The organism is Rhizobium sp. FG96, from assembly GCF_057808655.1.
In genome coordinates this window covers 449,793-474,777 of record NZ_JBMDIL010000001.1, presented here as the reverse complement: position 1 = coordinate 474,777, position 24,985 = coordinate 449,793, and the positions used below count along the sequence as shown (strand labels likewise).

The window sequence follows — 24,985 nt, the reverse complement described above, 5'->3', positions numbered from 1 at the left end:
GCCGGCAGACGATGGTGAAGGCAGCGCGCTCGAACAGAGAGCAGATCCGCATTCCGTTCCGTGACGTGGACATGAACGGGCAGATGTTTCTCGCCTCGTACATTTCCTATGCCGAATCCGCGCTGGCCGGTTTCTGGTCGATGCGGCCGGAACTCGCCGATGAGCCGCTCTACATTGCCTGCAAGGTCTCCTGCACGCTGCACCGGCCGCTGCGATACGAAGAGGACGCGGACTTTACCGCCGCAGTGGACAAGATCGGCCTGAGGTCCGTCGGCTTCGTGGTCGCCGTCGATGCGGATGGAGAGCGTGCCGCCGAAGTGGAGATCACCTGGCAGGCCCGCAGCCGCGAGATCGGCGAGCCGGTGTCGCTGCCTGAAGAGACGCGCGACTGGCTCTACACGTTCCTCGATTAGGCGCGAACCGGCAACAGCGGATAGCCGACCATGACGGCGCGGCCGACGAGGGCTGCGACGAAGGCCTTGGCGACATCGCCGGGCACGAAGGCCATGGAGCCGACAAAGGCCTGCTCGAGGCTGACACCACCGGCAATCGCCAGATAGATGATCCCGAAGGCATAGAGCACGACAATCCCGCCGATCATCGCCGACAGGAAGAAGCCGACGGTCTGGACGAGACCGGACTGCTCGGCCTTGACGAGGCGCTCGCTGAGATAGCCGGTCGTGAAGGCGGCAAACAGCCAGCCGATCAGGAAGCCGGTGGTCGGCGCCGCAAAGGCGGCAAGCCCACCGCGGCCGCCCGAAAGAACCGGCAGGCCGATGGCGACGAGCACCCAGACGATCAGCACGGCGATGGAGCCACGGCGCGCGCCGAGCACGACACCGGCCATCATCACGCCCATCGACTGCGCGGTGATCGGCACCGGAATGAAGCCGAGGGTGATCGGCGGCAGAATGCCGAGCGCCACGATGATCGCGGCAAAAAGGGCGGACAAGACGAGGTCGCGGGTGCTCATTATGGGCTCCGTGTTTACGATCGGTTAACTGACATGCCGCCGAATGCCGCGCGCGTCAATCGCCGCGGCAATGTTATCCGCATCTCTGAGGGTGAGGATGATCAGCGGCGCAAGCAGCGTCACCGGCCGCACCTTGATGCCGCGCGCCGCATGCGCTTCCTTGATCGCCTGATAGCGCCCGAGGATTTCAGGCACGAAACGCACGACAAGCCCGACGGCGAGACCGACATCATTAGCCTGCACCAGCCCGATCCGCTCGAGCGGCCGCGCCAGCAGGGTGATCTCGTCGATGAATTCGGCAATCGTGGTCGTGGCGGTCACGGCCGCCGCAAAGAACATCAGCGATGTCAGCCGCAGCAGCGCCACGACCGCGCCATGCCAGGGATTGAAGGCAAGGCTGAAGAGCGCGACGATGGCGATCGTCAGCAATACCGGCTTCAGCCGGTCGAGCGCCTGCGCAAGCGGGATGCCGAGCCGGAAATAGATGGCCGCCGTCGCCAGTACCGCCAGCGACAGCAGCGGTATCTCGCGCGTCGTGAACAGGATGACGCCGAGGATCGCGAGCACCGCGAGCTTGGCACGCGCCTGCAGGCGGTGCATGACGCTCTCTCCCTCGACATAGAGCGACTGCATCAGCCGGCGATCTCCCTGTAGCGCGCGATTGCCTCCGCGGCTGGCGCATCGGCGGCGAGCGTGCCCTCGTGGAAGACCAGCACCCGGCCGAAATCGGCGATCAGCTCGAGATCATGGGTAATGACGATCGCATTTTCCGGCAGCCCCTCGATCAGCCGCTGCACCAGCGCCCGGTTCTTTAGGTCCAGCTGGTTGGTCGGTTCGTCGAGAATGAGAATGTCAGGACCGGTGACCAGCACTGCCGCCAGCGCCGCAATCTGCAATTCGCCGCCGGAAAGTTCATGCGCCCGGCGGGGCGCCAGATGCGCGGCGCCGAAACGTGAGAGGACGGCTTCGACCTTCGCCTCGATCTCGCCCTTCGCAACGCCGCGGCTCTTCAGCCCGAAGGCGATGTCGTCCTTCACAACAGGCAGGATGATCTGGTTCTGCGGCTGCTGGAAGATGAAGCCGACATCGGAAAGCGCGCCGCGCTCGCCCGCCGTATCGCGGCCATTGACGAGAACGCGTCCGGCCGTCGGCTTCGCCAAGCCGTTGATCAGCCGCGCGAAGGTGGTCTTGCCGGAGCCGTTCAGGCCGATGATGCCGATGCGGTTTTCGCTCAGCTGCAAGGTCAGCGGTGCCAGCGCCTGGCGCGCGCCATAGCTGACCGAAGCCCCTTCGAAACGGATGTCCAAATGCAGTCCCTCATCCTTCTGGCGCTCGCTTCTATAGCGGCGGCGGCAAAAGTGCAAAAGCGGGTGGCTAGGAAGATTTTCCGGCATATGATGCGTCATGACGAATCTGCTCTCGAATGCCGATGCCCGCCGCGTCTTCATCGCCAAGCAGGGCCTGAGTACTCCGCCCAACCGCGCCTTGACCAAGGACGGGCTCCTGCAGCTCATCCACGATCTCGGCTTCGTCCAGGTCGACAGCATCCAGACGGTGGAGCGCGCCCACCACCAGATCCTGTTCTCCCGCAACCAGACCTACCGGCGCGAACACCTGACCTCGCTGCTGGAAAAGGATGGCGCCCTCTTCGAACACTGGACGCATGACGCCTCGATCCTGCCGAGCAGCTTTTTCAAGTACTGGAAGCACAAGTTCGTCCAGCAGGAGGAGGTCCTGGTCGAGCGCTGGCGCAAATGGCAGGGCGAGGGCTTCGAACATGCCTTCGAAGAAACCTACGACCGCGTCGTCCAGAACGGCGCGATCCTGGCGCGCGACATCAAGGCCGACGATCATGTGTCCGGCGGCTGGTGGAACTGGCATCCGAACAAGACCGCACTCGAATATTTCTGGCACACCGGCAAGTTCGCCATCGCCGGCCGCTCGAATTTCCAGAAGATCTACGACCTCGTCGAGCGCGTCATCCCCGATGAGTTCCGCGAGCAGGAAGTCAGCCGCGAGGAGTTTGTCGACTGGGCCTGCCGCAGCGCGCTGACGCGCCTGGGCTTCGCCACATCAGGCGAGATAGCGGCCTTCTGGCGGCTGATCTCGCCGGAGGAAGCGAAGGCCTGGGTCACAGCGCATCGCGACGAACTCACCGAAATCATCATCGAACCCGCACTCGGCGGCAAGCCACGCCCCTCCTGGGCACTCGCGGAATTCCCGGCGACGATCGCCGATTTCCCCGAGCCGCCCGCCCGCATCCGCGTGCTCAGCCCCTTCGACCCGATGATCCGCGATCGCAACCGCACCGAACGCCTCTTCGGCTTCTTCTACCGCATCGAGATCTTCGTGCCCGAGCCGAAACGCGAATACGGCTACTACGTCTTCCCGCTGCTCGAAGGCGACAAACTCATCGGCCGCATCGACATGAAGGCAGACCGGAAGAAGGGCACGCTGGATGTTAAACGTCTGTGGCTTGAGCCGGGTATCAAGGCCGCGGCAGGCCGGCTGGAGCGGCTGGAGGCGGAGCTGGATAGGGTGGCGAAGTTCGCTGGGGTGGAGAAGGTTGTCTTCGCCGAGGGGTGGAGAGCCTAGTTCTCCTCTCTCATTCGTAAGACAAGCACAGGGTTAGGGGGGCACCAATAAAAAGCTCCCGAGGCAAGGCCCAGGAGCTTTTCCCAATTGAGCGGTCCGGCTTTAGCCGCCGGCGCGCAGCGGCCCGAGATTGAGCGATGCGCTGTTGTAGGCCGGACGCGGCGTCGGCAGGACGACGCGGGTGGGCGGGGTCAGCACATCGGCGGCGGGCTGCAGCTGTGGTGCCTGCAGGGTCTGGGGTGCCGGCTGCGCCTGGAATTGCATTTGCATCTGCGAGGCCTGCGGCAGCGAGCCTGTGGAGGCGGGCTGGAGGGCCAGGGCGGGTGCGGGTGCGGCTTCGCCGGGCATCGCAGCCGGGACCGGGCCGGTTTCCGGTAGCAGGATTTCGAACGGCGCCGGGCCATCAGGATCAGCGGCGGCGACCTGCGTATAGGCGACCTGTGTCGAAGGCGGCGGCGGGGCGCCGACGGCAGGCGTTGCCGGGGCCGGCTGCGGAGCGGCGCTATACTGCTCGACGCCGGCGAACTGGACGGCACCCGACCGCTGGTCGTTGGAGACGTAGTTCATCGCCACTTCATAGGAAGGCATCGGCGCCGGCGTCTGCAATTCGCCGTCCTTGCCGCGCTTCTCGTAAAAGACATTGCCGCCGGCGGCGGTGACGTAATGCATGTTGCCATAGGGGAATCTCAGCCCCTCGGTATGGAAGAACATCGCTTCCTTGACGCCCGGATGGCGGGCGCCGCGCAGAATGTCGTCGGCGGCAGCATCGAGCTGCGGCTCGGCGACCGGCTCGACGGTGCGGGTCAGAACGCCAGGCGCAAACTGCTTCTTCTGGCCGACAACGCCGCAGATGGAATCGGAATAGGCCTGCGAGGTCAGGCGGTTCATCACCACGGTACCCACGGCCATATAGCCATCACGATCCGAATGCTCGGATTCGAAATACATCGCGCGCTTCAGGCACTCGCGGTCCTTTGCGGTGTAATTATAGGTGACTTTGCCCGGAGCGGCGGCGACGGTCTTCTTCGCTGCGGGCGTTGCTTTGGCATCGAGTGCGTCTGGCTCGTTGGCCGTGCTGCAACCCGTGACGGCCAGTCCTGCGAACAAAATCGCGGAGATGGTTTTGCCCCTCAACGGCAGTGCCTCCCAAGTTTTATCGGTCCAGCCCCAAATCACTCGGCGAGACGTTGTACCTCACGTTCCCGATTATGCCAAACACATTTCGTGATCGGCTTTTTTAAGGCAGCTTGGCAAACAAGTCGTTAAGCACGGCTTTTTTCGCGATCGTCGTCGTGCACCCCGAGGCTTCGAGGGCTGCCGATGCCACCTCGATGAACAGTCTGCGGAACCAGACGGCCCGGCCATCGGCCTGGTCGACGCGGCGATATAGCATGCTTACGGGATCGGCCGGGATGTCGAATGGCAGCCTGGCGATCGCCAATCCGTGCAGCTGTGCCATGCAGCGGGCGATTGCTTCAGGCACCGTCGCGATCGCCGGCATTGCCTTGAGCGCCGTCGGCAGCGCCGAGAAGCGCGGCACGCTGGCGGCAACCGTCCGCTTCTGGCCGATGCGGGCAAGCGCGATGTCGAGCGTGGTCGCGGCCGCATCGCTGTCATAGGCGATGGTGATATGCGGATTGGCGACGAAATCGGCGAGCCCGAGCGGTGCCTTCAGATGGAGCTGAGTGGGGTCGTAGATCGACATCGAGCACTGCTCGAACAGCGGCTCGCGCACATGCCATGAGGCCGGTTCGTCATGGACGGCGACGCTGAAGTCATAAGCGCCGTCATCGAGAAGCTTTGCCGCCTCCCGCTTTTCCGAGGCGACGCCGATCAGCTTCGCACCGGGCGCCAGCCGCCGCAGGCGCGCCGCCAGCGGGCCGAAGAAGGCGGTCTCGAGATTGTCGCACATGCTGATGCGGAACTCGCCTTCATAGCTCGCGGGATCGAAGGCGGCGGGTGGACGGATGGCCTTCTCGATGCAGGTGAGCGCCTCCTCGATGACCGGCGCGATCGACAGCGCCCTCGGCGTCGGCTGCAGGCCGCGCCCGACGCGCACGAAAAGTTCGTCGTTCAGCGCCTCTCGCAATCGCTTCAAGGCGGCTGAAAGCCCAGGCTGCCCGAGCAGCAGCCGCTCGGCCGCGCGGCTGACATTGCGCTCCTGCATCAGCACCGAGAAGGCGAGAAGCAGGTTCAGGTCGATCTTTCGAAGGGTTGCATCGTTTATCATTATCAGTAATACCTGCCATGGGTACTATCAATTTGCAATAGGATTAGGAGATGGTCATTTTCTCGTTCCCTGCCGCTTCCTCCCAACCGCGGCAGCCGAAAGGAACGATTTCGATGACACTCTCCCAATCGCCAAGGGGCGCGGGGCTGGCTTTGCTGCTGCTCTGCGCCGCCAATTTCCTTGATGCCATGGACGTTTCCACCATCGGTGTGGCGCTGCCCGCCATCCAGGCGGAACTTGGGATGCCGGCCACCTCGCTGCAATGGGCCGTCAGCGCCTATGTGCTGGGCTATGGCGGCTTCCTGCTGCTCGGTGGCCGCGTCGCCGATGTCTTCGGCCATCGCCGCGTCTTCCTCTGGTCGCTCGCTGTCTTCGCCGCCGCCAGCATTGCCGGCGGCTTCGTGGACAGCGGCCCGACGCTGATCGCCGCCCGCCTGATCAAGGGCATCGCCGCCGCCTTTACCGCGCCTGCCGCACTCGCCCTGCTTCTCTCCGTCTTTGGCGAAGGCAATGCCCGCGCCAAGGCGCTCGGCGTCTTCGCCTCGACGGGTGCCACCGGCTTCGTGCTCGGCATGGTGCTCGGCGGTGCCGCCACCATCATCAGCTGGCGGGCGACGCTCGTCATGGGCGCCCCGGTGGCGATCCTTGCGCTGATCGCCGCTCCCTATGTGCTGCCGCGTGACGTTGCGCTCGGCGGCAAGCGCCCGTCCTTCGACTGGGCTGGCGCGCTGACCATCACCCCCGGCCTGCTGCTCTTCGTCTTCGGCATCACCAATGCCGCCGCCGAGGGCTGGAATGCAGTCCCGACCTGGGGCTCGCTCGTCGCCGCCGTGGTGCTGATCGGCCTGTTCCTCGTCGTCGAATCCAGGCACAAGGATCCGATGGTGCCGCTCGGCATCTTCCGCAAGGCGAAGCTCAGCCATGCCAACCTGCTGGCAGCGCTGTTCCAGGGCGTCTATGTCGGCTTCCAGTTTATCGCCACACTCTATTATCAGGATGAACTCGGCTGGTCGGCCTTTGCGACCGGCTTCTGCTTCGCCTTCGGTGGCGTCTGCGTCATGGTGCTGGCACCGCGTTTCGCGCAGAACCGCGGCACCACGGCCCTGATGACTGCAGGCGTCGCCCTGCAGGCCTCGAGCTATATCTTCTGGGTGCTGGCCGCCGGCCACGTCAATCCGGTGCTGCTCGTCGCGCTGTCGCAGATCCCGCTCGGCGTCGGCTATGCGATGACCTATCCGTCGGTGCAGGTTGCGGCACTCTCGGATGTCGAGGAAGACAAGTCGGGCCTCGCCTCCGGCCTGCTCTTCGCCGCATTCCAGATCGGCGGCGGCATTGTGCTCGCAGCAGCCTCCGCCGTCTTCAGCGCCGCCCCGTCGATGGGCTACGACGCCTATACCGCGGGCGTCAGCTTCGTCGCCATCCTCTCGGTACTGGTCGTCCTCTTCGCCGCCCTCGGTCCGCGCGGCTCCCGCGCTGCAGTCCCGGCCGCCTATCAGGCTGCCGAATAGCGAAACCGGCCCGCGCCATCGGCGCGGGTCTTTTTACTCCGCGCCGTTCAAATTCGACCGCAAGCCCTCCAGCAGCTTGCGGATTTCCGTCATCTCGTCGAGCGTGCAGCCGATCGCGTCGCCGATCGAGCCCATGATCGTATCGACCTCGCCGCGCATCGCGTCGCCCTTCGGCGTCAGCGATACCAGTACCTGGCGCTCGTCACGGGAATCGCGGGTACGTTTGATCAGGCCGTTCTGTTCCAGCCGCTTCAGCAGCGGCGAAAGCGTGCCGGAATCGAGATCGAGCTTTTCGCCGATCGTCTTCACCGGCAGTTCCGATTTTTCCCAGAGCACCAGCATGGCCAGATATTGCGGGTAGGTGAGGCCGACCTTGTCGAGGATCGGCTTGTAGGCGCGGGTGAAGGCGTGCGCCGTCGAATAGACCGCGAAACAGAGCTGGCGCTCCAGCTTCTTTTCCTCTGCCGGTATTTCCATCGTCCTTGCCGTCTGCGCTTTCATATCCGTGTGTCCTGTCTCTGCAATTGTCGTCTTTTCAGATTCCGAATGCAATTTGCAAAATTCACTTGCGTACAATTTAATTGCGCATTATATAAATCACAACCCCAACGCAAAGGAGACTGACATGCCTATCCTCTACACCACCCAAGCATCCGCCACCGGTGGCCGCGCCGGCCGCGCCGTAACCGATAACGGCGTTCTCGACGTCACGCTGACGGTTCCGAAGGAACTCGGCGGCGACGGCGCCACCGGCACCAACCCGGAACAGCTCTTTGCCGCCGGCTACTCCGCCTGCTTCCTCGGTGCTCTGAAATTTGTCGCTGGCCAGCAGAAGGTCAAGATTCCGGAAGACGCGACCGTCTCCGCCAAGGTCGGCATCGGCCCGCGCGAAGATGGCGGCGGCTTCGGCATCGAAGTGGCGCTGACGGTCCACATCCCGGGCCTCGATCGCGAAACGGCTGAAAAGCTTGCCGCTGCCGCCCACATCGTCTGCCCGTACAGCCACGCGATGCGCACCTCGACCGAAGTTCCGGTCACGGTTGCCTGATTAGGTTTCCCCTTCTCTCCTCGGGGAGAAGGTGGCCCGATAGGGCCGGATGAGGGGGCGCCGCACGCCGGATCTCAAGAGGTTCGGCTGAGCCTGCCGCCCCCTCATCCGCCTGCCGGCACCTTCTCCCTGAGGGGAGAAGGGATGCAGGGCGCGAACGTCTGCCCTTGCGGCGAGGTGAGGAGCAAGGCAGCCCACCGGCCACACGCACACCTCTTTTCATACGAAATAAAATCGCTATATTCTTTCCAAGGAAAGGATAGGCGCATGCCCGCACCAAGCCCCGATCAAACCCGCGCGACCGCCGAAGCCGCCGTCATCACCAAGGCCGCTGTCAACGCTGCCGATCGCCTTGGCATCAGCGCGCGCACATTGTCCGCCGTGCTCGGCGTTTCCGAAGCTACCGTTTCGCGCATGAAGCGGCAGGATCATCTGCTGGAGCGCAACAGCAAGCCGTTCGAGCTCGCCATCCTGCTGGTGCGGCTGTTCCGCTCGCTCGATGCGATCGTCGGCGGCGACGAGGCGGTGGCGCGGCAGTGGCTGCGCAATGCCAATACGGCGCTCGGCGCCACGCCCCTCGACAAGATCGTCAGCATATCAGGCCTCACCGATGTCCTTGCCTATCTGGACGCCCGCCGCGCTGTCGTCTGAGCTGCGTGCCATCTCCGGCCGCTTCTGGCGGCTGGTGGAGGCGCAGCATCAGATCTCGACGCTGAAGCTCGTCGATACGCTGGAGGAACAGTCGCTTCTCGAAAACCTGCTGGAAGAGAGCAAGCCGGCGCTTCCCCCGGAATGCGAGGGGCTGGATTATCTGCTGGCGACACCCTTCCGCTACGGCGCCGTCTATCCGCACGGCTCGCGCTTTCGCCGGGCAGGGCGCACGCTCGGGGTCTTCTACGCTTCGGAAAAGGTCGAGACGGCGCTGTCGGAAATGGCCTTCTACCGCCTGCTGTTCTTCGCGGATTCGCCTGATACACCGCTACCCGCCAATGCCGCCGAATATACCGCCTTTTCGGCACCGGTTTCGACTAGGGCAGCACTCGACCTGACTATCCCGCCGCTTGATCGCGACCGCGCGGCATGGACGGACCTGCAGAATTACGAGCCATGCCAGGCGCTGGCCGAAGCCGCCCGCGCGGCCGGTGGCGAAGCGATCCTCTATGAATCCGTGCGCGATCCCCGCAATGGCCGCAATATCGCACTGCTGACCGCCAGCGCCTTCAGCGCCCGCGAACCTGCCGAGCGGCAGACCTGGCGCATCCGGCTGTCGGCTACGGGCGTCCAGGCGATCTGCGAATTTCCGAAGGTCAGGATCGGTTTCTCGCGCGCCGATTTCGGCGCCGATCCGCGCATCGCGCCCTGATCAGCAGAGCGACAGCAGCATTGCGCGCAGGCCGTCGCCATTGGCGCCCGGCAGCTTGTCCTCCAGCATCGCATGCGTGCTCTGCCAGATCGGGACGGCTGCCGCCAGCACCGATTTGCCCTCGGCCGTCAGGCTAAGAAGCCGCGAGCGCTTGTCTTTCGGGCTCGGCGTTACATTTACCCATCCACGGCGTTGCAGCGGCTTCAGGGCGGCGGTCAGCGTCGTCTGGTCCATGGCCAGCAGATTGGCGACCGGCCCCATCGGCGGCGGATCCGGCCGGTTGAGCGACATCATCAGCGAGAATTGCCCGTTGGTGAGGCCGACAGGACGCAATGCATCGTCGAACAGCCGGGCGAGCGCCCGCGCGGCCCGCTGCACATGCAGGCAGAGGCAGGTGTCGCGCACCAGAAGCGTTGTGGAATAGGGAATCTCGGCCGAATTTGACATGATCTATTTCTATTGATATCAATCTATTTAGTCAAGCGAAGCAGAACGAAATGCCGGTCCTTGCCGGCCACGCCGGAGGAGGGCGTGCGATCATGCAGAATGCTGTCGTTTCCCGCGAAGAATGGCTCGAAGCCCGCCGCGCCCTGTTGCTCAAGGAAAAGGAAGAGACCCGCCAGCGCGACAAGCTGCGCGCCGAGCGCATGGCGCTCCCCTGGGTGAAGGTCGACAAGGACTATCGCTTCGATACGCCGTCGGGCCCGAAGTCGCTCTCCGATCTCTTCGATGGCCGCAGCCAGCTGATGGTCTATCATTTCATGATGGGGCCGGAATGGAAGGAAGGCTGCACCGGCTGCTCGTTCCTGTCCGATCATGTCGACGGTATGCTGCCGCATCTCAACAATCACGATGTCACCTGGGTCGCCGTTGCCCGCGCCCCGGTGGAGCGGATCGAAGCCTACAAGAAGCGCATGGGCTGGAAATTCCCCTGGGTCTCGTCGCTGAACAGCGATTTCAACTTCGACTACCACGTCTCCTTCACGCCCGAGGACCTGGCCAAGGGCAAGGTTTTCTACAATTTCACCGAGATCAAGTCCGAGGATGCGCATGACGAGCTTCCCGGCATGAGCGTCTTCTACAAGAACGACAAGGGCGAGATCTTCCACACCTATTCCAATTATGCGCGCGGCGGCGAGGAAGCGCTCGGCACGCTGATGGTGCTCGACTGCGCGCCGAAGGGACGCAACGAGACCTCGACCATGGATTTCGTCAAGCGCCATGACGAATACGAGAGCGCCAGGAACGGTCCATCCTGCTGTCACTGACAGCTGCCAGCATCATTCAAGGGAGGATGAAGGATGATGGAACCTGCAAAGGTGCGCGAGGAGCATCGGTTTCTCGAAAAGCTCGTCGGCACCTGGAGCGTCACGTCCAAGGACATGAGCCAAAACGAGCAATGGACCGAGGTGGTCCGCTCGCTTCACGGCATCTGGTTCGTCGCCGAAGGAAACGGCGACGTGCCGGGTTGTGGCGCCGGAACCACGGTGTTGACCCTCGGCTACTCCGCCTCCAGGGGCAAATATATCGGCACCTGGATCGGCTCGATGATGGACCATATGTGGATCTATGAAGGGGAGATGTCGCCCGATGGCAAGGTGCTCACGCTCTATACTCGCGGTCCTGATTTCGAGTTTTCCGGCGCCGAGCAGGATTACCGCGAGCAGATCGCCTTCATAGACGACGACAACCGCACCTTCACCTCATCGGCCAAGCAGGCCGACGGCAGCTGGAAGCAATTCATGCAAGCGCGCTACGCACGCAAGCCGTAATCCCCGGCGCGTCCACGGCGCCCGATGGAAATGACATCCGATAGTCTGAAAGGGAAAGATCATGGCATCCGATACGCATGGCAAGTTCATATGGTGCGAGCTGATGACGCCCGATCCGGCGGCAGCTGCAAAATTCTACGGCTCGGTCGTCGGCTGGGCGACCAAGGAAATGCCGATGGGCGAGATGGGCGTCTATACCATCTTCGAGGCCAATGGCCGCGGCGTCGCCGGCATGATGCAGTTTCCAGCCGAGCTCAAAGGGCAGGGCATCCCGCCCAACTGGACGGGCTATGTCGCGGTCGATGACGTCGATCAGTCGGCCCGGGATTTCGCCGCCAATGGTGGCAGCGTCCGCCGCCCGCCCGAGGATATCCCGACGATCGGCCGTTTCGCCGTGGTCGCCGATCCGAGTGGCGCCGTTCTCTGCATCATGACGCCATTCCCGATGGAGAATGACGACGGCTGGCGGCCGGACATGGCAACGCCAGGCCATGTCGGCTGGCACGAACTGATGTCCGGCGACTGGCAGCAGGCCTTCGATTTCTATGGGAAGGTCTTCGGCTGGACCAAGGATCACGACTTCGACATGGGCGAGATGGGCACCTACCGCATCTTCGCCGAACACGGAAAGCAGACCGGCGGCATGATGACCAAGCCGGCCGACATGCCGGCGACTTACTGGGCCTATTACTTCAACGTGCCCGAAATCGACAGTGCGATCGAGCGCGTTACATCGGGAGGCGGCAAGATCGTCTTTGGTCCGATGGAGGTTCCGGGTGGCAGCTGGGTGATTAACGGCATCGATCCGCAGGGGGCCTATTTTTGCCTCGTGGCGCCCAAGCGTTGACCTCGTAACAAGGGCTGCCGGCGACCTCCGAAAACCCCGAATCGACACCTCTCAAGGTTAACGGCGGCCTCTGAAAACAGGGGTCGCCGTTAACCGTTTTGGGGCCTCGAACCCCTTGCTACTTCCTTAATTTTATTCAAATTTTAGCGTTCTGACCCCAAAAGGCCTTTCCAAGGTTAACTGTCCCTGAACATTTTTGGGTGGAAGCATAATCGGCTATATCTTGGTGGTTAAGGAAGTATTGCAATTCGACGGCCCGCGTAATTGATTGCACCTCAATTGTTCATTGGGGTACTGTCATGTCTATCGAAGATCTGCGCAATTCGAACGTTGATGGCGATCACGCCTCCCACGAGATGATCTCGGACGTTCACGAAACTGCAGGACGCGAAGATGCCAAGCTTCCTGAGGTCGAGCGTGTCGAGCTCGCCCAGGCGCAGAGCACGCCCCAGGGCAGCGATCAGCCGCAGGGTGGCGAACAGTCGCCGAAGGCCGACCGCGTCGAAGCCGCCCCGCCGGCTCCGCAGGCCGCCGCCAACCCGAACGAGATTGTTCCGGATCAGAACAACGTGGCGCATCTGGCCGCCAACGTTTCGCTCGACGATATCCGCATCGAGGGTGCCAATCTGGTACTGGTCCAGCCTGACGGCACCGAGATCGTCATCGTCAACGGCGCAGCCCACGTCCCGACCTTCCTGCTCGGCGACGTCGAACTGCCCCGCGACACCGTCATCGCCGCGCTGAACGACAGCCACATCAACGTAGCCGCCGGCCCCGACGGCGGCGACAGCGCATCCGCCGCAGCCCCGAGCTCCGGCGCGGAGTTCCAGGACACGATCCAGGGCAACGACGACGGCCCGACCGAGCTGGCAGCGCTGCTGGCCGATACGCAGCAGCTGGATGGTGGGCCTGGTGACGGCAATCTCGACGATCCGGACCACCAGCCGACCGCGCTGCTGAATGATGCCGTGCTCCTGAGCGATGCCAACATGCCGGGTGGCAATGGTGGCGAAAAGGAAGGTGGCAGCGTCACCGGCACGCTCGGCCATGCCTATGGTCTCGACGGCGTCGGCTCACTGCTCTTGACGGGCGCAGGCCTTGCTTCGTCGCCTTCCGGCGAGGGGTCTTTCTACCAGACGATTTCCGATGGCGGCCGCACGCTGGTCATCACCCAGATCCAGCATGGCGAACCGGTGACAGTTGTTACGGTGACGCTGTCGGACACTACATCGGGCAACTATACCGTCACCCAGAACAACCCTGTTCAGCATGCTGCCGGCAGTGATCTGCAGGACTTCACGATCACTTACCAGGTCCGTGACCAAGACGGCGATCGCGCCAACGGCACGCTTGATATCGGCGTCGCAGACGATCACGTTGTCCCGGGAACGTCGGACAGCAGCTCGGTCAATGAGAACGATCTGAAGGGTGGCAACGATCTCCACAAGGAGCCGACGACGGTTCACGGCGAGCTGCACATTTCGTGGGGCGCCGACAACTACGATGGCCAAGGCGCTAATGACACGCATGAAGGCCAGGCAACGGGCCGCACTCTCGCTTTCGCGACAGGCAGCTCGGAAGAGGGGGCCGATCCTTCTTTCTCGGCCGTCGACAGCAAAGGCGAACCCGTCGCGCTGACGTCGAACGGTCAGCCAGTTATTTATGAGCTTTTGGAAAATGGCACCAAGCTGGTGGCCACGGCCGGTGGCCATCCGGTCTTTACCGTTACCTTGAACGACGACGGCAACGGCTCCTACGATTTCGAATTGCAGGGCCCAATCGATCAGAACGCCGAGGGCAAGGACACCTACAGCCTGAGCTTCCACGCAGTCGCCACCGACTCGGATGGCGATTCCGCAAACGTCGACTTCAACGTTTCGATCACCGATGACAAGCCGATCGCGCTCGGCCCGTTCTCCACGCACTATGTCGAAGAGGAAGCCCTTCAGGGCGGCAACGAAGACGGCCGCCCGGGCCACGATGCCGACTTCTATGTTGAAGGCCATCTCGTCGATCGCACCACGAGCAACACGCAGGGTTCGCTGAACATCTTCTGGGGCTCGGACAACGGCAACAGCTCGGTCAACGGCGGCTTCAGCGGCACGCAGGTGCTGGGCGACCGGTCCGTCTCGTTCGATGTCCCTGCCAACGATATTGACACGATGCCGCTCCGGCTTCTCGTTGCCCCTGTCGGTGGCGATGCCAATCAGCTGTCTCCGCAGCAGGTTGACGCACTCTTCTCAGTGAAGAGCGGCGCTGACGTTATTGCCGCCAGCCAGCTTACGTCTGGCGGCGAGCCGCTGACATACACGCTTTCCGAAAACGGCACCGTGCTGACGGCGCATGCCCAGAACGGCGACCCTGTATTCACCGTGACGCTGACCGATACCGGAAGAGGCGGTTACAGCTTCGAACTCGACGGCAAGCTCGATCATCCGGTCAAGGGAGAGGGAATTTCCGGCGAAGACACCCTTTCGCTGAGCTTCAACGCCACCGTTCGCGACGCCGATGGCGATGTTACCACCGTCAAGTTCACCGTCGGCGTGATCGACGACAGCCCGATCACCGGCAGCAATGCGACGGTTCTTCTCGACGACGACGCGCTTTCGGGCGGCAATGCCGGCGGCACGGGTGATAATGACGATGCGCGGAACGTGACGGGTACGCTGAACCATTCCTATGGTGCCGATGGCGCCGGTTCCGTCCTGCTGACGGGTGCGGGCCTTGCGACGACGACGGCAACGCCGGGCGGGGACGGCACGTTCTCGCAGTCGGTGTCGTCCGACGGCAAGACGCTTGTGATCTCGCAGGTCCAGCATGGCGTTTCGATCGCAGTTGTGACGGTGACGCTGACGGACACGACGTCCGGCCAGTACACGGTCGTGCAGAACCACGCGATCCAGCATGATGCGGGCAACAACGAGAACAACCAGAGCTTCACCATCGATTACCAGGTGAAGGACGGCGACGGCGACACCGCCACCGGCTCGATCGGCATCAATGTCGATGACGATACGATCTTTTGGACGGCATCCAACAGCGCTTCTGTCGACGAGGATGATCTCCGGTTCGGCAACGACCTGCCGCGTGAATCCACCTCTGCGACGGGCAGCCTGAACATCTTCTGGGGCGCCGACAACTACGACGGCGCCGGCCGTTCCCTGGTGTTTGCCTCGACCAATGCTGTGTCTGCGGTCGACGGCTTGAACCAGGCTGTTGCGCTGACCTCGAACGGTCAGGCGCTGACCTATACGCTTTCGGACAACGGCACGAAGCTTGTTGCGACGGCGCATGGTGACACGATCTTCACGGTCACGGTCAATGATGACGGCAACGGCAGCTACAAGTTCGAACTGCAGGGCAATCTCGACCAGAAGCTTTCGGGCGAAGATGCACTGAAGATCACGTTCCAGGCTGTTGCGACGGATTCGGACGGCGATGCGACGAATGTCGACTTTGCGGTCTCGGTGACCGACGACGTTCCGCTGGCATTCGGTCAGATCATCTCGCGTTTTGTCGAGGAAGAGCAGCTTTCTGGCGGTAACGAAGACCGCTCTCCGCTTGGCATCGATCTGGACAACGGGCTGCTCGGCAACAACGTGACGACGAAGAGCGCGTCCGGCTCGCTGTTGATTTCCTGGGGTTCGGACAATGCCAACAGCGCCGTCAACGGCGGCTTCAGCGGCGTTCAGGTTCTGGGCGACCGGTCGGTCTCGTTTGCCGGTTCGGCTGGCGACCTGACGCCTCAGCAGGTCGATGCGATCCTGTCGATCAAGAGCGGCAGCCAGACGATTACGGCTGGCGACCTGACCTCGGGCGGCCAGCATTTGACCTATACGCTGTCTGCGAACGGTACGGTTCTGACGGCGCATGCCGGTGACAAGACGGTGTTCACGGTCACGCTGACCGATACGCTTGCCGGCGGCTACAACTTCGACCTGGCCGGCACGCTCGACCATCCGGTCAAGGCTTCCGGTGCGGCCAACGAAGACGTGATCTCGCTGAGCTTCACAGCGACGGTTCGTGACGGCGACGGCGACCAGACAACGGCCGGCTTCACCGTCGGCGTGATCGACGACAGCCCGATCACCGGCAGCAATGCGACGGTTCTTCTCGACGACGACGCGCTTTCGGGCGGCAATGCCGGCGGCACGGGTGATAATGACGATGCGCGGAACGTGACGGGTACGCTGAACCATTCCTATGGTGCCGATGGCGCCGGTTCCGTCCTGCTGACGGGTGCGGGCCTTGCGACGACGACGGCAACGCCGGGCGGGGACGGCACGTTCTCGCAGTCGGTGTCGTCCGACGGCAAGACGCTTGTGATCTCGCAGGTCCAGCATGGCGTTTCGATCGCAGTTGTGACGGTGACGCTGACGGACACGACGTCCGGCCAGTACACGGTCGTGCAGAACCACGCGATCCAGCATGATGCGGGCAACAACGAGAACAACCAGAGCTTCACCATCGATTACCAGGTGAAGGACGGCGACGGCGACACCGCCACCGGCTCGATCGGCATCAATGTCGATGACGATACGCCTGTGGCACCCCAGGAAGACCGCGTTATCATCGTCAAGGAGGCCACCATCGACGGCGCGACGCCGGATACGCGATCGCAGAGCTTCATCGTTCACTATGGCGCTGACGGCGCCGGCACGACGACTTTCACCGGACAGATGCATCTGGATATTGGTCCCGGCGACCTGGGTAACGTCGACTTCACGCTGACGGCAGCCCAGCCGACGCATCTTTCATCTCTGACATCTCTGGGCCAGCAGATCACCTTCGCGCTGACCGAAAACGGTACGAAGATCATCGGTTATGTCGGGGATCCGAGTAACACGGTAATCGAATTGAGCGCGAACGGCACGACGGTGACCGCCAAGCTGTTTGGGCCAGTTGACCACATTGCTCTCGCCAATGGCGCTGCAATTGACGAAGTGCGCGTCGACGCAGGCGTTGCCTTCCATGACGGCGACAACGATACGACGACCAGCATCATCCGTGTCGAGATCCGCGACGACATTCCCACCGTTTCGAACCCTGCTACGCAGAACGTCTTCGAAGACGGCACCAAGGTGCTTGAGGGCGTTTCGCTGAATGTCGATTGGGGTGCTGACTCCAGCAACAGCGGACCGAATGGTGGCCGTTCCATCACATTGTCGCAGAACGTCGGCGTCGCCGGTTCCAGCGCGATGACCGGCCTGTATTCGAATGGCAGCGAAGTCCGTACCGCGATGATCGATGGCCACCTTGTGGGCTATATCGGAGCGACGGCACCGACGGTTCTGAGCGCGGCAGCGATCATTTTCGTGGTTTCTGTTTCGGATGTCACGGCGGCTTACAGCTTCGAGCTCCGCCAGCCGCTTGACCATCCGGCACCGAGCAACGGCAGCCAGTTCATCGATCTGACCTTCGGCTACAACGCCATCGACAGCGATGGCGACGTTTCGAACAACGGCCAGTTCACTGTCCATGTCGATGCGGCCGGATCGCTCGGCTCCATCCACTACGATAATCTCGCACAGGGTGTGTTCGTCAACCTGAGCGGCGTTTCCCAGACGGCAGACGGCCAGACGGTCGCCGCCCATATGGCTGAAGACCGCCTGAGCCAGGGTGGCAATGTTGTCGGCCATGACGCGCTTGGAAACACCGCGGATGCCTACGGCTCGAAGGGTAATGACATCCTCATCGGCGGCGACGAAACCAACCATCTGGTTGGCAACGAAGGCGACGACATCCTCGACGGCGGCAAGGGCAGCGATCTGCTGGAAGGCGGCACCGGCAACGACACGTTCAAGCTTGGTGCAGACCTCGTCGCCTCGGGCGAGCGTAACATCGAGCTCGGCAACGGCACGAAGCAGGCGATCGACATCACTGGCTACGCAGGCACGATGGATGTCGTGCAGGGCGGCGACGGCTATGACAAGATCGTTCTCGACAGCGGCGACCTGACGAAGGGCTTCGCCTATGACGCCTATAGCGCACCGAGCTACATCAACAGCGTCGAGGAAATCGACGGCACCGCGAAGGATGACGTCATCCTCGTCGGCGCGGATTACCGGAGCGGAGCAGCCAACGGCGGCATCCTGATCGAAGGCGGCGCTGGCAACGACATCATCGGCGGCGGCGCGGGCGACGATACGCTACGCGGCGGCACCGGCGACGACCTGATCTCCGGCCTCGGCGGCAACGACACGATCGAAGGTGGCGACGGCAAGGACACGATTTACGGCGGTGCCGGCAACGACATCATCCGTGGCGGCGACGGCGATGACAAGCTCTTCGGCGATGCAGGCAACGATACGATCGACGGTGGCAATGGCAACGATCAGATCACCGGCGGCGCCGGCAATGACGGTCTGCTCGGTGGTGCGGGCGACGATACGTTCTTCTACGCTACCGGCGATGGCGCCGACCGCGTCATGGGCAATTCCGGCAACGACAAGCTGGATTTCACCAACAACGGCGCTGCCACGACCATCGATATCGGCACGATCGTCGGCGGCCAGGAGCTGAACTACGGCGCCGGCAATGCGACAGACGTTCAGGTCAGCTATGGAAATGGCGCCGGCAGCGTCCGCATGGACGAAGTCGAAAACATCAGCCTCCACCTCGGCAACGGCGGTGACACGGTCAACATTGGTTCACTCGCCGGCACGTCGATTGCGGCCCCGATCACTATCGAAGGCGGCTCGGGCGACGACCATATCCTCGCAACCAACGTCGGCATCGGCAATCCGGTCTCGATCGTGGTCAATGCCGGCGACGGCAACGACGAAATTCGAACCGGTGCGGGCAACGACATCGTCGATGGCCGCAAGGGTAACGACACGATCAACGGCGGCGGCGGCAACGACCACCTGTCCGGCGGCGAAGGCAACGATACCATCGGCGGCGGCACGGGCGACGACACGATCGTCGGCGGTGAGGGCAACGACACGATCTGGGGCGATGCTGGCGGTGACCATATCTATGGTAACGGCACCGATCTTTCGGTCCACAGCAACCAGTTCGCGATGGCTGGCGAAGCCGACCGGGCGAACTTCAACAGCGCCTTCTCGACCTACGATGTCCACTACAATGCTGAAACCGGCGAGCTGACGGTGACTGCAAAGCCTGGATCGGTCGACTATATCTCCGGTGGTAACAACACCGACGATCTGCACGGTATCGAAATCGTCGCCTTCAAGGGTGGCGTCATCCTCGACCTGACGAAGCCGGTTCTGCTCTATGATGGTGACCCGTCGGTCGCGACAACGCATCTCGTCGGCACCTTCGACAGCATCCAGTCGGCCGTCAATGCGTCTTCGGCCTATGGTGGCGGGGCTACGGTTCTCGTCGGCGCCGGCACGTTCAATGAAAACGTCTCGATCGATCACGGCGTGACGATCATGGGCGCCGAGCATGGCGTTCCCGCCACGGAACATGCCGGCAGCGAGTCCGTCATCAACGGCCAGTGGACCATTTCCTCCAGCACCCCGGTAACGGTGGATGGCTTCAAGTTCAACAACGTTTCGCCGGCTGGCTCGACCACCGATGCGACGCTGTCGATCGTCAGCGGCACCACGTCCGGCAGCCACGTCATCAGCAACAACGTCTTCTATAGCAATGTCGACGGTGGCGACCGTTCGACCTCAGACGGCGACGCAGCGCGTGACGACCGTGCGATCTTCGTGTCTGTGGGTGCCACTACCGGCGAGATCGATATCACCGGCAACCTGATCACCGGTCAGCAGGGCGACAAGTACGGCGCTGCTGCCTGGGGCCGCGGCATCTGGTCCGACGGCAACGGTGTTCATCTGGACATCTCGGACAATACGATCGAGCACACGCGTTCGGGTCTCAATCTTGACGACTCCGTCGCAAATTCTCCGGTCTCCGTCCACGACAATACCTTTACCGATGTCGGTACCGGTATCTCGCTCGGTGCCAACTGGTCCGGTGACATCACGGCCTCGTTCGGCCGCAACGATTTCCATGGCGTCGACCAGGAATTCAATCTCGCCAATCTCGGCAATGGCGTCACGTTCGATGCGGGCGCGGCGACCGGTGTCGTCGACGATACTCCGTCCTCGCTCTTCTACATGACCGGCAGCCAGGGCGGCGACACGATCACCGGAACGGGCGGCGTGGATCTCATCCAGAGCCAAGGCGGCGATGACAAGATCACTGCGGGCGCTGGCGACGACGTGATCGACGGTGGAGCCGGTGTCGATACGGCGGCCTACGCTGCGACCCTGACCATCGACAACATCGCGACGACCCCTGCCGGCGGCTGGACAGTCTCGGCTGGTGCCGAAGGCAAGGATACTCTCAGCAATGTCGAAATCGTCGATGGTGCCGAAGGTGGACATATTCTGCTCGTCGGCAACGGCGGCTTCGCGACCATCCAGGCGGCTGTCGATGCAGCCCATTCGGGAGATACCATTCTCGTCGCACCGGGGACATACGACGGAAACGTGGTCATCAACATTGACAATCTGACGCTGCTCTCGTCCGGCGGTGCAGGTGTGACGATCATCAATGGCGTGCAGTCGGGATCCGCACAAGGCGCCATCGAACTGAAGAACGGCGCTGACAACATTACCATCGGCTCCATTGGCCACGGGTTCACGGTCCTCGGGCTCGACGGCAATGGCTCGTCGGAAAAGGCTGCGATCTATCTGCAGGGCGCGCATCAGCACATCACCATCCAGGACAACATCGTGACCGCCCGCGGTGACGAGGCGCTTCTCTCGGAAACCGGCTACGTGCTGAATGATCTGAAGATCGATCATAACGTCTTTAACGGCCAGACATTTACTGGCTCGGTACCGGACACCACTGGAAGCCAGTGGGAGGTTGGAAACAACATTCCCCGTGGTCTGGTGGTCCTCGGCGATGGCGCCAAGGGTGTCGACGATCAGCTTGTTTGGAAGGCCAACGGCATCAGCTTCACCAATAACGTCATTTCCGGAACCGCCGGTGGTGCGGGTATCGGCAACACGCTGGTGACGATCGACGCCGATCACTCGAACATCCATGGCAACCAGTTTACCGGCTATACCGAGGGCAATGGTTACGCACTGCGCGCCCGCGGCCCGAACACCAACATTACCGAGAACGTGATCGACAACAGCGCTCACGATCCGGACAGCCAGTCGCACGGCTTCGACATCGACAACCACTACAATGGTATCGATCATCAGATGCCGAACTATAACGCCAACAGCGTCATTGGCGGCAGCGGCAATGAAGTCCTGTACGGAACCCCGGGTGGCGAAACCATCAACGGCGGTGACGGCAACGACATCATCATCGGTGGCACCGGCGACGACAATCTGATCGGTGGCAATGGTGGCGACACCTTCGTCTACTCGACGGGTGACGGTAACGACCATATCATCGGCGGCAATGATGCACTTGCCGACACATTGGCGCTCATCGGCGATACCAACGGCAACGATTTCCGTGTCGAGAACCTCAACAACGACACGCATCTCGAAGTCACCGTCGACGGCGGTCATCTGGATGTCACCGGCGTCGAAGAGATCAAGATCGTCGGAAACGGCGGCAACGACACGCTGACGGTCTCTGGAAACCTGGGCGGCACCGGCCTCTCCACCAGCACCATTCATTTCGCTGGTGGGGCCGGTGAAGACACGGTCGACGTTTCGGCCCGCACGTCGGCTCACCGCGTGGTGGCCGACGGCGGCGACGGTATCGATACGGCCAAGCTCGGCTATGCCTTCAACGCGGCCGGCAATGCCTTCGAGAAGATCGTCGAGAACGGCGAAGTGACCGGTGTCAAGCTGACGCATGTCGTCGGCGGCCAGATCGTCACGGACGAGTTCACGCACTTCGAAAACTTTGTCTTCAGCGACGGTACAAGGACGCTGCAGGACATTCTCGCTCCGAAGATCTCGGCAGCCTTCCCGGCTGGCGCGACGCTCGCTGAAGACAGCCATGTCCAGCTTTCGGCCGTCGATCTCAAGGCCGCGCTGGCAGGCTATGTCACCGATGCCGACACCAAGTTCGACGATCTGACCTTCACGCTCAACATTCCCAATTCGAGCCTCGGCGCGAATGGTGTGCTGACGTTCAAGGGGTCGGAAGTCCCGAGCCTCGATTTCACGCTCGCCAAGGACTTCAACGGAACGATCAACGCCAGCCTCTCGGTCTCCGACGGAAACTTCTCGGACAGCAAGAACTTCGCGCTGACCGTAACCCCGGAAAATGACGCGCCGCATCTCGCTCTCGGCCAGACGGCGGGCTTCACGATCAACGAAGACACCCCGCTTTATTTCGCCGAAACCGGCGCCAGCAATTGGGTGGCTTCCGATCCTGACCAGGCCGATGGCAAGATCTCGACCGTCACGCTCACGCTCCACGTCGCTTCGGGCGGCACGTTCAGCGCCTCGAGCGATGGTCTGAGCGGTGGCTTCAGCTTCGTCACGTCCGATGAGGGCAAGACGATCTCGATCACCACAACATCGGCTCTTGACGACACGCGTGATGCCTATGACCTTCTGAACACTCTGTTGCGCGGTGACAATCACAGCGAAGCAATCAAGAACGGCATCGCCTTCACGCCGGATCAGGACTTCAACGGCCCGGTCAGCGTTCACTATACGCTCGACGACCACGGAAACTTTGGCGGTCCGGCGCTGACGGCAGGCGGTGATTTCACGATCAACGTGACCCCGGTCAACGATGCTCCGGTGATCACCGGTGCAACAGGCGAAGCGATCAACGAGAACGTCGCTGGTTCCCATGTCGGCAGCTTCGCGCTTTCGGATGTCGATACCACCGCGGGCTTCACCTTCCGCGTTCTGAACGGCGGTGCCGTCGACGATCGCTTCGAGGTCAAGGCGACATCGGCTGGGCAATACGAAATTCGCCTGAAGGACGGCGTCAGCTTCGACTTCGAGGCGGAAAATGCCGACAACGATCCGAAGGTCCACCTGACGGTTGAAGTCAACGATCACGGCGCTGTCAACAACATCGCAACGGCGACGCTCGACGTTACCGTGAAGGATGTCGTCGAGAACCGGGATCCTGACGCCAAGAATGACACCCTGATCGGCGGACCCTCGGGACAGGGTTGGGTGTATAATGACGCTAACGGCCATTACTACAAATTCGTCAATGCAAACGTGTCGTGGGCGGATGCCAAGGATGGCGCGACAGCGGCAGGCGGCTATCTTGCGACCATCAGTTCTGGTGATGAAAACGAGTTCGTCAGGTCGCTGGTGAACCAGAAAAAATTCATCTGGCTCGGTGGTTCAGATGCCGCAACGGAGGGTACGTGGAAGTGGGTTGCTGGACCGGAAAGCGACAGCACATTCTGGAAGAGCAATTCAAACGTCCATGCCTATTCCAACTGGATGTCGTCCGAGCCTGACAATGCTGGCAATCAGGATTATCTCTACATGTCGATCGAAACCGGCAAGTGGGATGATTTTGATGGTGGATACGACAAGAATGATCCGACCGGCTATGTGATCGAATGGGGCGGTATGCCGGGCCAGATCGTGCTCAGAGAAGACACGCCGGTGGTCGTCTCTGCCGCAACGCTTCTTGCCAACGACACCGATCCCGATGGCAATGCACTGACAATCGCGTCAGTACAGGGTGCCCTTCACGGAACCGTGGCGATGGTCAACGGTCTGGTCACGTTCACGCCTGATCATGACTACAATGGTGCGGCGAGCTTCACCTACACCGTCTCGGACGGTCATGGAGGAACGGACACCGCAACCGTCAGCTTCAATCTGGGAGCGGTTAACGATGCGCCGTCGGATTTGCTGCTGTCAAATGTCCAGGATCACGCTGACCTGCCGAAAAACAAGGAGACCATCGCGCACATTTCGGTTGTCGATGCGGATGACAGTAACAGCTTCACGTTCTCTGAGGATAACAACTCATTCAAGATTTCAAGCGACGGTATTCTTTCGACTTCCGGAACCCTTCAGACGGGCAAGAACTACGAAATCAACGTCACGGTGACTGACTCGCATGGCGCTTCCTTCGATAAGGAGTTCCACGTCATTACAGGCACGGATGGAAACGACAATGGTGGCTTCCGTGCTGGCGCCGCGCTAATCGGCACCGAGCATGACGACATCATCTACGGTTTCGGCGGTAACGACCTTCTCTCGGGAGGCGATGGAAACGACTATCTGTATGGCGGCACCGGCGACGACTCATTGTCTGGCGGTAACGGTGACGACAAGCTCTGCGGCGGCGCCGGTCTGAACACTCTGACTGGCGGTAATGGTCACGATACGTTCTTTATCGATGCCTCCGCGCTGAGCGGGCTGGACCCTGCCGACATCATCACCGACTACAAAGCAACAGGTGACAGCAGCGACAAACTCGACGTCTCCAGCTTGCTTGATGCGCTTATTGCAAAACAGCCGGGTATGACGGATGCCGATGCCCTGTCGAAACTGAGCCTGTCGACAACCGGTAACACCACGACCTTGTCGATCACCGCGAGCGCTTCGGATACGCACGCAGTTGCCACGCTGCAGAATGTTGATGCTAACACGGCGGTCAAGATCCTGTTCCACGGCCAGGATCACGACCTCAATCAGCATCACAACAGCTGATCGCCGACGCCTGAAATCAAAGCCGCCCGGTCTTCGCCGGGCGGCTTTCT

17 protein-coding genes are annotated in these 24,985 nt (G+C 62.0%); 10 read left to right on the top strand and 7 right to left on the bottom strand.

Annotated elements, in window-relative coordinates:
- Nucleotides 1–11: 11 nt before the first annotated feature.
- Entirely contained in the window at nt 12–413 is a 402-nt protein-coding gene (locus tag ACODR6_RS02475) for a hotdog family protein (protein WP_112712949.1), read from the top strand.
- On the opposite strand, the gene ACODR6_RS02470 is transcribed toward ACODR6_RS02475, so the two are convergent.
- Genes ACODR6_RS02470 through ACODR6_RS02460 form a run of 3 tightly spaced genes read right to left on the bottom strand, consistent with a single transcriptional unit; the run spans nt 410 to nt 2,280 of the window.
- A complete protein-coding gene (locus ACODR6_RS02470; protein WP_112712947.1) occupies nt 410–973 on the bottom strand; it encodes a biotin transporter BioY in 564 nt (187 codons plus the stop codon). The two genes, ACODR6_RS02475 and ACODR6_RS02470, sit on opposite strands and share 4 nt — an antisense overlap.
- 24 nt (nt 974–997) lie before the next feature.
- The gene (locus ACODR6_RS02465; RefSeq protein ID WP_489020504.1) at nt 998–1,606 is read right to left on the bottom strand and encodes a CbiQ family ECF transporter T component; all 609 of its coding nucleotides are present in this window, start codon (nt 1,604–1,606) and stop codon (nt 998–1,000) included.
- Nucleotides 1,606–2,280 carry an energy-coupling factor ABC transporter ATP-binding protein gene (locus ACODR6_RS02460; RefSeq protein ID WP_449096365.1) on the bottom strand — a complete coding sequence of 225 codons (675 nt, stop codon included), beginning with the start codon at nt 2,278–2,280 and terminating at the stop codon, nt 1,606–1,608. The genes ACODR6_RS02465 and ACODR6_RS02460 overlap by 1 nt, the downstream gene beginning before the upstream one ends.
- A 97-nt stretch (nt 2,281–2,377) precedes the next feature.
- On the opposite strand from ACODR6_RS02460, the gene ACODR6_RS02455 reads away from it, so the two are divergent.
- The gene (locus ACODR6_RS02455) at nt 2,378–3,568 is read left to right on the top strand and encodes a winged helix-turn-helix domain-containing protein (RefSeq protein ID WP_489020502.1); all 1,191 of its coding nucleotides are present in this window, start codon (nt 2,378–2,380) and stop codon (nt 3,566–3,568) included.
- A 102-nt stretch (nt 3,569–3,670) separates the two neighbouring features.
- On the opposite strand, the gene ACODR6_RS02450 is transcribed toward ACODR6_RS02455, so the two are convergent.
- Nucleotides 3,671–4,708, bottom strand: coding sequence for a cell wall hydrolase (locus ACODR6_RS02450; RefSeq protein ID WP_489020713.1), 1,038 nt, complete (start codon nt 4,706–4,708; stop codon nt 3,671–3,673).
- A gap of 97 nt (nt 4,709–4,805) precedes the next feature.
- Nucleotides 4,806–5,798, bottom strand: a complete 993-nt coding sequence (locus tag ACODR6_RS02445; protein WP_489020500.1) for a LysR substrate-binding domain-containing protein — start codon at nt 5,796–5,798, stop codon at nt 4,806–4,808.
- A 113-nt stretch (nt 5,799–5,911) separates the two neighbouring features.
- On the opposite strand from ACODR6_RS02445, the gene ACODR6_RS02440 reads away from it, so the two are divergent.
- Nucleotides 5,912–7,306: an MFS transporter gene (locus tag ACODR6_RS02440; protein WP_489020498.1), complete on the top strand. Its 1,395-nt coding sequence runs from the start codon at nt 5,912–5,914 to the stop codon at nt 7,304–7,306.
- A 33-nt stretch (nt 7,307–7,339) separates the two neighbouring features.
- Here ACODR6_RS02440 and ACODR6_RS02435 read toward each other — a convergent pair whose 3' ends face one another.
- Nucleotides 7,340–7,807 carry a MarR family winged helix-turn-helix transcriptional regulator gene (locus ACODR6_RS02435; RefSeq protein WP_203430352.1) on the bottom strand — a complete coding sequence of 156 codons (468 nt, stop codon included), beginning with the start codon at nt 7,805–7,807 and terminating at the stop codon, nt 7,340–7,342.
- 124 nt (nt 7,808–7,931) lie between these two features.
- Between ACODR6_RS02435 and ACODR6_RS02430 the strand changes: the two genes are divergently transcribed.
- The 3 genes from ACODR6_RS02430 to ACODR6_RS02420 all read left to right on the top strand — a co-directional run bounded on the left by ACODR6_RS02430 (nt 7,932) and on the right by ACODR6_RS02420 (nt 9,717).
- Entirely contained in the window at nt 7,932–8,354 is a 423-nt protein-coding gene (locus ACODR6_RS02430; protein ID WP_130280639.1) for an organic hydroperoxide resistance protein, read from the top strand.
- Nucleotides 8,355–8,621: 267 nt separating this feature from the next.
- A complete protein-coding gene (locus tag ACODR6_RS02425; protein ID WP_112714913.1) occupies nt 8,622–9,005 on the top strand; it encodes an MbcA/ParS/Xre antitoxin family protein in 384 nt (127 codons plus the stop codon).
- Nucleotides 8,965–9,717 carry an RES family NAD+ phosphorylase gene (locus ACODR6_RS02420; protein ID WP_489020495.1) on the top strand — a complete coding sequence of 251 codons (753 nt, stop codon included), beginning with the start codon at nt 8,965–8,967 and terminating at the stop codon, nt 9,715–9,717. Before ACODR6_RS02425 ends, ACODR6_RS02420 begins: the two co-directional genes overlap by 41 nt.
- Here ACODR6_RS02420 and ACODR6_RS02415 read toward each other — a convergent pair whose 3' ends face one another.
- Entirely contained in the window at nt 9,718–10,164 is a 447-nt protein-coding gene (locus ACODR6_RS02415; RefSeq protein WP_489020493.1) for a MarR family winged helix-turn-helix transcriptional regulator, read from the bottom strand.
- A 92-nt stretch (nt 10,165–10,256) separates the two neighbouring features.
- Between ACODR6_RS02415 and ACODR6_RS02410 the strand changes: the two genes are divergently transcribed.
- The 4 genes from ACODR6_RS02410 to ACODR6_RS02395 all read left to right on the top strand — a co-directional run bounded on the left by ACODR6_RS02410 (nt 10,257) and on the right by ACODR6_RS02395 (nt 24,935).
- Nucleotides 10,257–10,985, top strand: coding sequence for a DUF899 domain-containing protein (locus tag ACODR6_RS02410; RefSeq protein WP_130280647.1), 729 nt, complete (start codon nt 10,257–10,259; stop codon nt 10,983–10,985).
- A gap of 33 nt (nt 10,986–11,018) precedes the next feature.
- Nucleotides 11,019–11,489: a DUF1579 domain-containing protein gene (locus ACODR6_RS02405; protein ID WP_489020491.1), complete on the top strand. Its 471-nt coding sequence runs from the start codon at nt 11,019–11,021 to the stop codon at nt 11,487–11,489.
- Between the two features lie 61 nt (nt 11,490–11,550).
- Complete coding sequence (locus tag ACODR6_RS02400) at nt 11,551–12,336, top strand: VOC family protein (protein WP_489020489.1); 786 nt, start codon at nt 11,551–11,553, stop codon at nt 12,334–12,336.
- Nucleotides 12,337–12,635: 299 nt separating this feature from the next.
- Complete coding sequence (locus ACODR6_RS02395) at nt 12,636–24,935, top strand: T1SS-143 repeat domain-containing protein (protein WP_489020487.1); 12,300 nt, start codon at nt 12,636–12,638, stop codon at nt 24,933–24,935.
- The last annotated feature ends 50 nt before the right edge of the window (nt 24,936–24,985 follow it).